This window comes from Chromobacterium sp. FG22, from assembly GCF_057809415.1.
Genome location: NZ_JBMDJX010000034.1, coordinates 1 through 13,580 on the forward strand (window position 1 = coordinate 1; position 13,580 = coordinate 13,580).

8 protein-coding genes are annotated in these 13,580 nt (G+C 62.1%); 3 read left to right on the forward strand and 5 right to left on the reverse strand.

All coding sequences use genetic code 11. The annotated features are described in order from the left end of the window. Positions 1 to 68: 68 nt before the first annotated feature. Positions 69 to 1,385, reverse strand: coding sequence for a putative histamine N-monooxygenase (gene basC / locus ACODSD_RS22190; RefSeq protein WP_488878349.1), 1,317 nt, complete (start codon positions 1,383 to 1,385; stop codon positions 69 to 71). A gap of 463 nt (positions 1,386 to 1,848) precedes the next feature. After that, positions 1,849 to 6,231: an amino acid adenylation domain-containing protein gene (locus ACODSD_RS22195; protein ID WP_488878350.1), complete on the reverse strand. Its 4,383-nt coding sequence runs from the start codon at positions 6,229 to 6,231 to the stop codon at positions 1,849 to 1,851. A gap of 124 nt (positions 6,232 to 6,355) precedes the next feature. On the opposite strand from ACODSD_RS22195, the gene ACODSD_RS22200 reads away from it, so the two are divergent. The 3 genes from ACODSD_RS22200 to ACODSD_RS22210 all read left to right on the forward strand — a co-directional run bounded on the left by ACODSD_RS22200 (position 6,356) and on the right by ACODSD_RS22210 (position 9,176). Next, positions 6,356 to 6,652 carry a phosphopantetheine-binding protein gene (locus ACODSD_RS22200; RefSeq protein WP_488878351.1) on the forward strand — a complete coding sequence of 99 codons (297 nt, stop codon included), beginning with the start codon at positions 6,356 to 6,358 and terminating at the stop codon, positions 6,650 to 6,652. 448 nt (positions 6,653 to 7,100) lie between these two features. Then, positions 7,101 to 8,264 carry a histidine decarboxylase gene (locus ACODSD_RS22205; protein WP_227106163.1) on the forward strand — a complete coding sequence of 388 codons (1,164 nt, stop codon included), beginning with the start codon at positions 7,101 to 7,103 and terminating at the stop codon, positions 8,262 to 8,264. A 585-nt stretch (positions 8,265 to 8,849) separates the two neighbouring features. Beyond that, entirely contained in the window at positions 8,850 to 9,176 is a 327-nt protein-coding gene (locus tag ACODSD_RS22210) for a hypothetical protein (RefSeq protein ID WP_107801082.1), read from the forward strand. A gap of 61 nt (positions 9,177 to 9,237) precedes the next feature. On the opposite strand, the gene ACODSD_RS22215 is transcribed toward ACODSD_RS22210, so the two are convergent. From ACODSD_RS22215 to ACODSD_RS22225, 3 genes are all read right to left on the reverse strand, one after another. After that, entirely contained in the window at positions 9,238 to 9,714 is a 477-nt protein-coding gene (locus tag ACODSD_RS22215) for a hypothetical protein (RefSeq protein WP_146176754.1), read from the reverse strand. Between the two features lie 130 nt (positions 9,715 to 9,844). After that, positions 9,845 to 12,259, reverse strand: a complete 2,415-nt coding sequence (locus ACODSD_RS22220) for a type VI immunity family protein (protein ID WP_488878352.1) — start codon at positions 12,257 to 12,259, stop codon at positions 9,845 to 9,847. Positions 12,260 to 12,364: 105 nt separating this feature from the next. Further along, positions 12,365 to 13,558: a type VI immunity family protein gene (locus ACODSD_RS22225; protein ID WP_488878353.1), complete on the reverse strand. Its 1,194-nt coding sequence runs from the start codon at positions 13,556 to 13,558 to the stop codon at positions 12,365 to 12,367. Between the last annotated feature and the right edge of the window lie 22 nt (positions 13,559 to 13,580).

Consider the following 13,580-nt stretch of genomic DNA (forward strand, 5'->3'; position numbering starts at 1 on the left):
CCCTACCGCGACAAGCAGCCTTCGTAGGGTGGGTGGAGCGCAGCGATACCCACCGGCCGGTTTCGAACCTAGCCCTGCGGCAGCCCATAATGCTGGAACGCCGAACGTTGCGGCAGGCGATAACGCGGCTGACCCAGCAACTGATTGATGATGGCCGCGTTGCGGATCGGACCTATGCCCAGGTCAGGCGAGCCCACCCCGTGCTGGAAAATCTCCGCGTTCTGCACAAACACCCGGCCCGGCCCCTGATCGCGGCGGCGGGCGGTGAAATCCTCCTCCACGATGCAATCGCCCTGCGCGTCCACCTCCAGTACCGTCTCCTTCAAGCGCTCAAACCACTGCGGCCAGGCGTGGGCGTAACCGGTGGCCGCGACGATGGCGTCCGTCTCCAGCTGGCAACGCTGGCCCAGCTGCCGGTGATGGCAAGTCATGCGCAGCACGCCGTCCGCGCCCTGCTCCTCCAGCGCCTCCACATCGCAATTGGAATACAGCTTCAGGCCCGGCTCGCGGCCGCCTATCGAACGCTCGTAGAGCAGATCGAAAATATCGCCGATGGTGGAGAAGCTGATGCCCTTGTACAGCAGGCCCTGGCCGGCCACCACCTCGCGGCGCTTCTCGCGCGGGATGCTGTGGAAGTACTGCATATAAGCCGGGGTGAAACACTCCTGCCCCAGCTTGGAAAACTCCATCGGGTGAAAGCCCGGCGCGCGCGTGATCCACTGGATGGACGCCCCGGCCGCCGCCTGCTCCGGGCTCAGCTCGCGGAACAGCGCCAGCACGCACTCCGCTGCGCTCTGGCCGGAGCCGATCACGGTGACGCGCCGGCACTGCGACAAAGCCTGCTGATTGGGAATGAACTGGGCGGAATGGATCACCCGCGGGTGGCGGCTGGCGCGCGCCCACGCCGGCAGCCATGGCGAAGTGCCCACCCCCACCACCAGATCGCGGCCGGCGTAGCGGCGCATCCCGCCCGACGCGGACTCGCTGTCCACCACGAAACGCCCCGCGTCCGCGTCGTAAGCCACGTCCCGCACCTCCTCGCCAAAGCGGCAGGCCGGCAGCTGCTGCGCGGCCCAGCGGCAGTAGTCGTCGTATTCGATGCGCGGCACCAGGGTGTTGTCGTAGTAGTAGAACTGGTAAAGGCGGTCATGCTGGTGCAGATAGTTCAGATAGCTGAGCGGATGCGTGGGGTCCGCCAGCGTGACCAGATCGGCCAGGAACGGCACTTGCAGCGTGGTGCCCGGCAACAGCAAACCCTCATGCCAGCGAAACGCCGGCTTGCGCTCCAGAAACACCCCTTTGATATCCGAGTGACGCGACAACAAAGCCGCCAAGCCCAGATTGAACGGCCCGATGCCGACGCCGGCAACATCTACGTTCGCCATTTCCATATGCGAAAAACTCCCAAGGTTCTATCAAAGGTTCTATCGATTGTCCCCAGGGCGGGATCGCCGCCCCGGGGTAAAAGTGTTTAGAACTTGTCCACGATCTTTTGCACTACCAAGTCCAACGGGACTCAGCTTGCTCGGCGCGAAGAAAACCACGTGCCCGACGCGCCCCAACTCCCTTCAAGCCTGCCGTCGGGTGGCAGGCCCGAGGTTTTAAGCGGCTGCTTGTTCGAGCACCGCGACGTTAGCGCGGTGCGAGTTCAGCCGCGCCTCGGGCCTGACGGGACCCGGCGGGAAGCCGCAGGCCAGGCTTGCAGGGCGGCCTTTGGGGTGAAGGGGAATTTGGCCGAGCAAATTCCCCTTCCTGCCCGCCGGGCAGCCCCGGCAATGCAAACCATCATCCGCGCAGCGGATTCAATGCCTTGGCATTGCCTGCCCTTAAAAAATCGTGAACAAGCCCTTAAGGCTGGCCAGCCGCCAGCAAACGCTCCACATCCGCCACATTGCGGCAACGCAGCAGCTGACCGGGCGACAGCTCGACGGCGAAGGTTTCCCGCAGGCGCGCTGCAATGGCTTTCAGATGCTGGGGCAGCAAGCCCATGCTGCTGAAGTCCAGCAGCTCGTCGGCCAGCTCCTGATAGGAACGCCCCAGCACGCCCAGATAAATATCCAGCACCGGGCGCCGGTGCCGCGTCGCCGCGGCCGGCGCCTCGACAACGGTGGGCGCCGCCACGCGCTCCGGGGCCGGGGCATGGGCCGGCGCCTGCAACAGCGCGCGCGCGCCGCGGCGGTCCGGCTTGCCGTTTTGCGACAAGGGCAGTTGCGCCACCTGTAAGAAACGCGTGGGCACATGGGATTGCGGCAGGACGCGGCGCGCATGCTCGCGCAGATCCGCCGCGCTCGCCTCCGCGCCGGGCTTGGCCACGTAGAGCGCGCCGATGCCCAACTCCCCCTGCCGCTCGTCGCCCACATCCACCACCAGCACATGGGCCAGCGCCGGATGCTTGATCAGCTCCATCTCGATGTCCGGCAGCGACACCCGCACGCCGCGCACCTTGACGTAGCCATTGACCCGGCTGTCGAACATCATCACCCCGTCCGGCCGGTAACGGCCGCAATCGCTGGTGCGGAAGGCCCGCGCCTGCTGGCCGGCCTCGTCGCGCACCGTGACGAAGTCGTGCTGGGTCAGCTCGCCGTTTTCCAGATAGCCCAGCGCCAGATTGACGCCGGCGGTGTGAATGCGTCCGGCCACGCCGGCCGGGCAATGCTCGCCGCGCTCGTTCAGCAGCCAATAGCGGTTGCCGGGCAGCGGCCGGCCATAGGGCACCTTGGCGCTGTCCTCCGCGACGATGTCGTGCCAGATGCTCCAGATCGTGGTTTCCGTCGGCCCGCCCAAGGACAGCAGCCGCGCCGCCGGCAGAACAGCGCGCAAGTCCGCGATGATGGACGGCTTGATGTAATCCCCGCCCTGGGCCACCAGCCGCAGGCTTTGCAGCCCGCCTTCCCGCCGGCAAGACAGCAACATCTCCAGCATGGCCGGCACCGTGCACCACAGCGTGACCCCGTGCTCGTCCACCAGCTGGTTCCAGCGCACCGCGTCCTTCTCCTCGCCCGCCTCCGGCAACACCAGCGTGGCGCCGGCAGTCAGGCTGCCCAGCACGTCGAACACCGACATATCGTGGTGCAGCGGCGTCACCGACATGCACACGTCGCGCTGCGTCACCTGCCAATGCTCCAGCGTGGCCCCGATGACATTGGCCGTGGCCCGGTTGCACAACACCACGCACTTGGGCTTGCCGGTGGTGCCCGAGGTGTACAGGTAATACGCCGGCGTCTCGCCCAGCGACAGCGCCTGCCAGCCGCCGCGCGCAGCCAGCGGCGCGGCCTCGGCCAGCAGTTGCTCCGGCGTGGCCCGCGCATGCTCCGTCGGCAGCGGCTGGGCCGCCACCACCAAGTCCGGCCGGCAGTTGTCCAGCAAATAACGCAGCCGCTCCTCCGGGGAGGCCGCGTCTATCGGCACCCACACCACGCCGCTGAAGGCGCACGCCAGGGTGACGATGGTGTGTTCCGGGCTGCGCGGCAGGCACACCGCCACCACCTGGCCGGCGCTGACGCCGCGCGCCTTCAGCGCCGCCATCGCCCGGGACACCGCCTCGCCCAGCTCGCCGTAGCGTATCCGCCGCTGACCGCTGATCAGCGCCACCCGGGCGTTGTCCGGGTCGAAGATATGGGCGGCGATGCGGCCGAGGAAATTCTCGCGCCGCGCCTCGGCCTCCACGCTGTTCAGCCGGTAATGGCCGTAATCCAGCACCCGGCCGGCCGGCGCCTCGAACACGCCGCTGTCCGTCACCTGCTCGATGGCCCGCTCCAGCGCGCTCAGCACCGCGCCCACCAGAGCCGGTTCCAGCGCGTCGCGGGCGTAATCGATGTCAAACACCAGCGCGCCGTCCGCCCGCGCGGAAAAGCGCAGATCCATCGCCACCTGCGGCGTCTGGGTCAGCCCGCCGATCTGGCGCATGGCGCCGTCCGCCGCCACCGGCCACGACAAGCCATTGGTCACCACCACCGGCAGCGCCGGGCCGGGGCCATGGCTCTCAAACAGCATCCGCGCCAGGTCCACGCCGGAGAAGGCCAGGTGCTGCAAGCCCTCCATCACGTCCGCCTGCAAGCGGCGGCCGCGCTCGGCCAGGCTGTCCAGCCCCGCCTGCCACGTGACCGCGATAAAGCTGGAACGGTTGGAGAAACCGCCGGACGGCAGCGGCGCCACCGGCACCGCCACGCACAAGCCGCCCTCGTCCAGCCAGTGCGACAACACCTCCAACACCAGCGCCATCACCGTGGTGTTCTTGAAAAAGCGCTGCCCATTGCCCAGCTTGCCCAGCCGCTCGAAACGCTCCGCGCTCACCGTCAGGCTTTGCCGCTCATAGCGCGCCACGCCCAATTGATCCAAGGGCTTGCGCCAAGGCAGCCGCGGCGCGCCGCCGCAATCGGCCAGCTTGTTTTTCCAATACAGCGCATCCGCCTTGCGGGCTTCAGCGGACGCCTCGGCCGCCGCGGCGGCAGCCGGCCTGCTCGGCTCCGCCACGCCCTGGAACAGCTCCAGCATCAGCGCGGCGATGGAACGGCCGTCAACAATCAAGGCATCAAAACGCGCAAACACCGTCAAGCTGTCGTCCGGCAGCAGGAACAGCGTCAGCTCCCAAGGCGCGTGCTCCAGATCAAACAGCGCGTGGGCGTAATCCTCGCGCGCCGCCGCCACCCGCTCCTGGGCCGCCGCCGGCGACAAGGCGCGCAAATCCACCTCCCGCAGATTCACCCGCGGCTGCGCGCGGACCCGCTGCCGTAAACGCGTGACGTCTATCACCGTGCGCAGGCAATCGTGACGCCGCGCCATCTCGCCCAGCCGGGCGCGCAGCAGCGCCGGGTCCATCGTCCCGTGGTATTCGCGGAACTCCTGCATCGCCACCCCGCCCAGCGGCAGCTGCGCGGTGCGGCCTAATAGATACGCCTGCTGCAACACCGACAGCGGCGTTTCCGCCTCCGGCTGCGCCAGCGGGCGCTCCAGCGCGGCCGGGTCCGCCGCCACGGCGGTGGCCAGGGCCACGAAATCGTTGAACAGCTGCGTGATCCAGTCTTGCGGCAAGGCGTCCAGGCGGATGTCCCAATTGATCAACACCCCGCCGTCCGCGCTGACGATCTGCGCGTCCAAGGCCACCTGCGGCCCCTGCGAAATCACCCAGTTCATCGCGCCGAAGGCGCGCCGCACCCGCTCCGAGAACAGCTCCCCGCCCGGCATGTCCAGCGCCGCGGTGAACACCACCGGCGCGATCTGCGGCGAACGGTGATGGCGGGACAAATCCCGCATCAGGTTGACGCCCGGATAAGCGCAATGGCCGGCGCGCTCCAGCAACTGCGCGGCCAGGTTTCGGCACAGCGCGCCCAAAGTCGGCGCCGCGTCCAAATCCACATCCAGCAACACCAGATTGGCGAACTCCCCGATGATGCGCTCCGCGCCCTCCAACAGCGGCGGCCGCCAGAACACCGGCACATTCAACCGGAAGCGCCTGTCCCCGGTGGCCGCGCCCAAAGCCTGGGCGAACACGCCCAGCATCAGGCCGGACAGCGTCAGCCGTTGCGCCTTGGCCAGCCGCCGCAAAGCCTGGCGTTGCTCCGGCGCCAGCCAGGCGCACAAGCGCTGGCTGGACGCCGCGCCCGCCGGCCCCTCCCGGCGCGGCAAGGACGGCGCCGGCGCGATATCGGCCAACTGCGCGCGCCACCAATCGCGGTCCCGCTCCCGGGCCGCCTTGAGCCAGGGCTCGTCCCGCGCCCGGTCGCACCACTCAAAGAAGGACGGCGTGGGCGGCGTCTCCGCGTCCGGGGATTCGTAAAACAGCGCCAAATCCTCCATCAACACGCGGAAGCTGGACGGGTCCACGGCGATCATGTCCGCGTCCACATGCAGCCGGCTATCGCCCGCGCCAAACAGGCTGATGGAAAAACGAACGGCTTGACCGGTTGCCAGGTCAAGCCGCTGATGAGTCCACTGCTGGCGCTTGGCTTCCAGGCGCTGCGCCAGCGCCTCGCCCTCCAAGGCGGTGAAATCCTCCACCTCCAGATGGGGCGCTTTGTCCGCCGCCGCCAGCGCCTGCATGCCGTCCGCCGTTACGCAGGCGCGCAGCATGGCGTGCTCGCGGCCCAGCCGGACCAGCGCGGCCACCAAACGCGGCAGCTCAATGGCCTGGCCGTCGAACTCCGCATACAAATGCGCAGAGACGCCACCCAGATCGGAATGATCGCCCCGGCCCATCCAGCAGGCCGCCTGCATTGAAGTCAGCTCTCTCATTGCGCACCCATGAAAATTGACAAATGGATTTCTTGCATTTCTTCCATCTCCATATGGCATCTCTAAATGCGAATGATTATAATTTACATTTTTAGCGTGATGCAATGATCCAGGTGAAATCGTCATGACGAATGAAAAAGCAATCAGCACCACCCCGCCGCAAGCCGGCGGCGCGCCTCAAGCAAAAGCCGCCAACCCGCGCCAATGGCTGCATGGCCGGCTGCGGCAGCTGCTGGCGGAAGACGGGGAACTGAACCCCACGGAAAACCTGATGTATTACGGCCTGGATTCCCTGCGCCTGATGACGCTGGCCGCGGAGCTCAACGCCCGCGGCATCCCCGTGCGCACGGAAGAACTGAGCCGCTCCCCCACCCTGGCGGGCTGGGAAGCGCTGCTGGACGCGCGGCAAGCGGGCGCTTGAAGAATGGCCGCGGCCGGCGCGCAGAACCGGCCCTTAGAACCGGTTTACGACCTGCCGCGCGTCGTGAGACGCCCCACGGTGAGTACGGCTTCGAAATGCTCATGCGCCACGAGTGCATGCCGCTTCCTCAGCCGCAACGCCTTGTCTCGCCCTTGCTCGCCAGAGCGTAAACACGCACTAAAAACCACTAACAAAACCCTAAAACAGACAAAACCGGGCGCCAACCCACGCCCAGCCAACAAGGAAAAACACCAGCAATACCCACCCACCAAGAACCCATTCACGATCTTGCTTGCAAGACAAGCCAAGACAAGGCGAGAACAGCCGAGAAAGCGGAATGTGCGCAGAGTGCATGAGCATTTCGAAAGCGTTCTCAACGCCCTGTCTAAACTATCCCGTCGCCGCGCAGCGGATCGTGAACAGGTTCTGAGAAACCACGGAGTCACCCATGTCGCTGTCCCAACTTGACCAAAACCGTATCGAATCTTTTTGGCAGTACTGCTTGCAACACCAATATTTCAATCTCGCTTATCCAGAGTCAGCCGACTTCGACTACGCCCCCTTGCACCGCTTCCTGCGCTTCTCCATCAACAACTGCGGCGACTGGAACGAAAGCAGCAACTACCTGCTGAATTCCTTCGACTTCGAACGCGAAGTCATGCACTTCTTCGCCGAACTGTTCCACATCCCCTTTGACCAAAGCTGGGGCTACGTGACCAACGGCGGCACCGAAGGCAATATGTTCGGCTGCTACCTCGCCCGCGAACTGTTCCCGGACGCCACCCTGTACTACTCCAAGGACAGTCACTACTCCGTGGCCAAAATCATCAAGCTGCTGCGCATCAAATCCCGCGCGGTGGATTCCCTGCCCAGCGGCGAAATCGACTACGACGACCTGGTGGCCAAAATCCAGCAAGACCAGGAACGCCACCCCATCGTCTTCGTCAACGTCGGCACCACCATGAAAGGCGCCGTGGACGACATCGGCGTCATCCAGGACAAGCTGGCTAAGGCCGGCATCCCGCGGCGGGACTACTACCTGCACGCGGACGCCGCGCTCAGCGGCATGATCCTGCCCTTTGTCGACAGCCCGCAGCCTTACTCCTTCGCCGACGGCATCGACTCCATCAGCGTGTCCGGCCACAAGATGATAGGGTCGCCCATGCCGTGCGGCATCGTGCTGGCCAAACGCAGCAATGTGTCGCGCATCTCCGTGGAAATTGACTACATCTCCGCCAACGACCAAACCATCAGCGGCTCCCGCAACGGTCACACCCCCATGATGTTGTGGGCGGCCATCAAGAGCCGGCCGCTGGCGGAATGGCGCCGCAAAGTGCGCCATTGCCTGGACATGGCCCAATACGCGATAGACCGTTTCCAGTCCGCCGGCATCCAGGCTTGGCGCTGCAAAAACTCCATCACCGTGGTGTTCCCCAGCCCGTCTGAACCGGTATGCAACAAACACGGCCTGGCCAGATCCGGCGGCGCGGCCCACCTGATCACCACGCCCCACCACCACGACAGCCAGCGGCTGGACCGCCTGATTGACGACATCATCCAGGACCTGGGCGCCGTGACGGCCCCGGCCGGCGCCGCCATGAACGCGGCTTAGAACCTATTGACGATCTGCTGCGCGTCGTGAGACGTGACACGGTGGCACCGCTCCGAAATGCTCATGTACCGGAGCTACATTCCGCTTTCTTAGCCGCAACGCCCTGTCTCGCTCTAGCTCGCAAGATCGTAAACACCTTCTTAGAACCGGCAAGTGATCGCCGCGCCGCGGCGCTGCAACGCCAAAAGCCGCCCGTAAAGGGCGGCTTTCTGCTGTAATCCCCACCCCGGCCCGCCGCCGCCTTGACGCTGGGCCTTGCCCCCCTTACTCTGCCCATGCGCTGCGCCAAATAACGCAGCCATGGGCTGGGAGGCCCGTTCTGAACGTTTCTTAGCAAATCGCTTGGCTGCGATTCGCTATGTGCTCATGCGTCTGCCACCACCGGGCGGGCTCATGGCACTGAGCCCCTAAGGGGCTGCCGTGGAACGTTCCGGTCCTCCCACTTTGTCATGAGCCTGCCCACGCCTTCCGTGCGTGCCGCGCAGGCTTCCTTAAGCAAATGTTTGTGGAGGCCATAGTGAATATATTGAATATCTACCGTCAGCCCCACCGCCGTATCACCCCGGTCATCATGGAGGGACGGATATGAACGCCCCGGCCGTCAAACGGGAACAGTCCTTGCTGCAGAACATGCACGAGCAGATCAAACTGCTGCGTCTCGCCACTGCCGACCAGGACACCCTCTACGCACTCGCCCAAAACCTGGAGAAGTACTACCTCCTCGCCGATGAAGGCCTGATCCGGGGCATTGTCCATATCCACTCCGCCAACCAAAGCCTGCACGCAATCATGACACTGCTGTTGGCCTGCCCAGAGGACAAGCAAATTCATTGCGAACAGATCGCCGCCCTGCTGGAACCTATCCGCCAGGAACTGCTGACCGGCTTCACGCAGATATCCGAGGTGATGTAGATGTGAAAACGCCGCAGCGGGCGCTGCGGCGTTGCCGACTATGCTGTTACAGCCAAAACCATCAATCAAATAACGATTCTTGCCGTTGCGCCAGTTCCGGGCATGCCTGATCCAACAACTGGTCCAGAGTCAGTCCGGAAGGCTCGGCCAGCTTCTTCCTGGAAATCGTTTTACCCTTGACGGCGCTGAGCTCAACGCCGGCATGCTCGGCCAGCAATTGCCGATCCGCCAGATTGCCCGTCACGATGTAGTAATACCGAGCGGCAAACGACCACCACTCCTGCTCAATAATCTCCGGCTCCAGCCGGTATACCAAGCCGCTTGGCGACGCGACAATCGCCGCCAAACGGTCCGCGCTGACCGCCACCAAGGCCGTGATCTTGCTGCCGTCGGACTCGCCCTCCACCTCCCCGGCAACGCCATCCTGCAAGGGCAAACCCGCGCTCCGCATTCTCGCCAGCAAGCGAGCCGGGTCCGCAACAAGCTCTTTTGTCTCCCAGGTGACATCCTGATTATTCAAATCCACTCGTGCATTCATTTACTGTCTTTCGCATTTTTCGTATTAATACTGCGCCTACAAGCTAAGCCTAATGATCACCGCTACTCGCGCTGCCGATACCGGACAGTGTGCTGCCATAACTTGATCTAGGGAAGCCCGGCCTCGCCGCTCAAGCACCGGCCGGAGCGTGAGGGGGTGGGCTGAGCACCGGCGTCGCATCGTCAAAACGCGCATACCACGCCAAGGTATTGGCCTTGGTGAAGCCCTCCGCATCGTCCATGCAGGTATGCAGTTGATCCGGATGAGGCACCCGCACCCGCTTGAGCACCCGGTTCACCGCCACATAGGCCGGCGGATGGCCGTCTTCCTGAGCGCCGACATCCGGCAACACGCCCGCCTGAATCATCAATCTGCCGTTATCGGTTTCCTGCACGCTGACATCGGGCAACTGAAGCTGCTGCTTGAGCACGGCCATGCCGCCCAGCTGCTCGATATAACGAGGGCCCAGCAACGTCAGCCAGTTGACGCCTTTGATGCCATCTCTCAACTCAGTCAGGTCCATGTGGGGGGCGGAATCCACCATCAGTCCGCTATAACGCTGCGCCATCTGGAATTCATAAGGCTGAAACTGATGGCGATCATAGGGAAGCGTGCAAGCGAGCCCGGCATAACCATGGTCAATATCCAGCGTCTCGCACAAATAACGAACCCAGTCCTTGAACCGCTGCTCGCCGTCAGGGGTTTCCAGCAACTGCCATGGCAGCACGATTTTGACGTAAGACAACACGCCATAAGGATCGCTTTCGGGGTGTGCCGTCATTGCCTGGATGGAGTATTCGGCAGCCCGTTCGCCATTCTTCTCGCTTTGCAAATCCCAAGAAAATGGCCCCCCATCATCCACACGTTCCTGGAGCTTCTCTTTGGCCTTCTTGATACTACCTTTGCGGAGGCTCGTGAAGCTACATCCACTCAAGCTATGAAACTGTCCTTGCAGATGCTCGCCAAACTGCTCAGTAAAACGGTCGAAGCAGCCGAGCACCTTGTAGCCGATGTCCCGCTGCCCGCCCTTGCGGAAGTACACGGTGCACATCAGCCCCAGCCGGACCAGCACCTGGCCTTCAGGGGTTACCCCTTCAATGAAGTCCACTTGCTTGGCAATACGGGCATAGGCTTGCTTGTGCGAGGGTGCTTGGGCATCTCTCATCATTTGGTTTGATGGAATCGGGCTGGCCTGCCCAGCTTTACGCCACAACTCACCGGCCGGCGTGGAAGGAGACAGGCTTGCCACCGGAGTCGCATCGTCAAAACGCGCATACCACGCCAAGGTATTGGCCTTGGTGAAACCCTCCGCATCGTCCATGCAGCTATGCAACTGATCGGGGTTTGGCACGCGGATCGATTTGAGCACTCGGTTCACCGCCACATAGGCCGGCGGATGGCCGTATTCCTGAACGCCGACATCCGGCAACACGCCTGCCTGAATCATCAATCTGCCGTTATCGGTTTCCTGCACGCTGACATCGGGCAACTGGAGCTGCTGCTTGAGCACGGCCATGCCGCCCAGCTGCTCGATATAACGAGGGCCCAGCAACGTCAGCCAGTTGACGCCTTTGATGCCATCCTCTAAAGCCGCCTTATCCAGGTAAGGTGCAGAGTCCACCATCAAGCCGCTATAACGCTGTGCCATCTGGAACTCATAAGGCTGGAATTGGTGGTAGTCATAGGGAAGATTGCAGGCCAGACCCGCATAGCCTTGGTCCACATCCAAGGTTTCGCACAGATAACGCACCCAGTCCTTGAACTGTTGCTCGCCATCCGGCTCTTCCAGCAACTGCCATGGCAATGTGATTTTCAGATAGGACAACCACTCGGAGTCATGATCAATATTGCAGGTCATCGCCTTGATGGCGTACTCAGCGGGCAACTCACCATTTTTTTCGCTTTGCAGAATCCAGAAAAACATGGCCCCATCGTCTACTAATCCGGACAGTTTTTCTTTAGCTTTCGTGATACTGGCTTTGCGCAGAGAGGTGAACCCTCTTCCACTAAAGTCATGAAACTGCCCTTTTAGGTGCGGGCCGAACTGTTCGACAAAGCGGTCAAAACAGCCCAAGACTTTGTAACCGACATCCCGCTGCCCGCCATTACGGAAATACACGGTGCAAATCAAACCCAGTTTAACCAGCGCCTCGCCTTCCGGGCTTACGCCATCAATGTAATCCGCCTGATTGAGAATACAGCCATAGGCGTTCAGATACCTTAGTTGCTGCTCATTTATATTTTCATCCACTACGCCACCACCAAATCGCGTTAGATATTTGTTATGTAGCGTCATAACAGTGGAAATAAGCAACGAGTTAGACCCAACCCCCCTGATATAAAAGCTTACATTACGCTCTTTATTAGAGTAGGCCCATTCCATTCCTACTTTCTCCCATCCCAGCGGGCCTTGCCTGTCCTTGAAGAGCGCCAATAATTTTTTTACAGGCATGTCAACAAAACAAATCGTCTGCGTTCCAGTAGCAGTAAAGCTGTCATCGTCCAGGCTCAACAACTGCTTAAGATGAGCTTGTAGCTGCGCCACTGTTTCTATCCGGACATCTCCCACAATACGATCTCCAATCGTTGGATTAGCGCTTACCCAAAGCCCCCGCCAGCATGGCCACCAGCACGCCCCACATCTCTGCACTCATCTTGCGTCGGGGGCCGGTTCTCGATACCAGATCGTGCTGCCATAACTGGATCCAGGGAAATCCGGCATGAGGTCCCCTTTCTTAAAGTGTTGATGCGAGCTGTCTTTCGCCGGTGTCCACCAGATCCCGCTTTCCGGGCAAGGCAGCCCGGCTTCGCAGCGCAAGCCTCCAGCCGGCACAGGAGAGGGCAGGTTTACCGCCGGCATCGCATCGTCAAATCGCGCATACCACACCAAGGTATTGGCCTTGGTGAAGCCCTCCGCATCGTCCATGCAGGTATGAAGTTGATCCGGATGAGGCACCCGCACCCGCTTGAGCACCCGGTTCACCGCCACATAGGCCGGCGGATGGCCATCTTCCGGTGCGCCGACATCCGGCAACACGCCCGCCTGAACCATCAATCTGCCGTTATCGGTTTCCTGCACGCTGACATCGGGTAACTGAAGTTGCTGCTTGAGTGCGGCCATACCTCCCAGCTGCTCGATATAGCGAGGACCCAGCAGCGTCAGCCAGTTGACGCCTTTGATGCCATCCTCTAAAGCCGCCTTATCCAAATGTGGAGCCGGGTCCACCATTAGGCCGCTATATCTCTGTGCCATCTGGAATTCATAAGGCTGGAATTGGTGGTAGTCATAGGGAAGATTGCAGGCCAAGCCAGCGTAGCCTTGGTCCACATCCAGCGTTTCGCACAAGTAACGTACCCAGTCCTTGAATCGCTGCTCACCATCCGGCTCTTCCAACAACTGCCATGGCAATGTGATCTTCAAATAGGACAGCCACTCAGGATCATGGTCAATATTGCTAGTCAGCGTCTCGATATGGTATTCAGCCGCCACCTCCGCCGTTTTTTCACTTTGTAAATCCCAAGAAAACATCGCCCCTTCCTCTATCATTTCTTGGAGCTTCACCCTAGCCTTCACAATGCTGTCTTTCCGCAGGCTGGTAAAACTGCGGCCACTTAGGCTATGAAACTGGCCTTGTAGATGCTCGCCAAACTGCTCGACAAAACGGTCGAAGCAACCTAATACCTTGTAGCCCATATCCCGCTGCCCGCCATTGCGGAAGTACACGGTGCAAATCAGCCCCAGCCTGACCAACACCACCCCCTCTGGAGTTACCCCTTCAATAAAATCCACTTGCTTGGCAATACGGGCATAGGCCTGCATGCGTTGATATTCTTGTGCACTCATCTTTAGCTTCATCCATCCTGCC

What these genes read in the sequence shown, in the direction of transcription:
- ACODSD_RS22195 (WP_488878350.1), bottom strand. Translation starts at nt 6,231, where the DNA reads ATGAGAGAGCTGACTTCAATGCAGGCGGCCTGCTGGATGGGCCGGGGC.
- ACODSD_RS22215 (WP_146176754.1), bottom strand. Translation starts at nt 9,714, where the DNA reads ATGAATGCACGAGTGGATTTGAATAATCAGGATGTCACCTGGGAGACA.
- ACODSD_RS22210 (WP_107801082.1), top strand. Translation starts at nt 8,850, where the DNA reads ATGAACGCCCCGGCCGTCAAACGGGAACAGTCCTTGCTGCAGAACATG.
- basC (WP_488878349.1), bottom strand. Translation starts at nt 1,385, where the DNA reads ATGGCGAACGTAGATGTTGCCGGCGTCGGCATCGGGCCGTTCAATCTG.
- ACODSD_RS22200 (WP_488878351.1), top strand. Translation starts at nt 6,356, where the DNA reads ATGACGAATGAAAAAGCAATCAGCACCACCCCGCCGCAAGCCGGCGGC.
- ACODSD_RS22205 (WP_227106163.1), top strand. Translation starts at nt 7,101, where the DNA reads ATGTCGCTGTCCCAACTTGACCAAAACCGTATCGAATCTTTTTGGCAG.
- ACODSD_RS22225 (WP_488878353.1), bottom strand. Translation starts at nt 13,558, where the DNA reads ATGAGTGCACAAGAATATCAACGCATGCAGGCCTATGCCCGTATTGCC.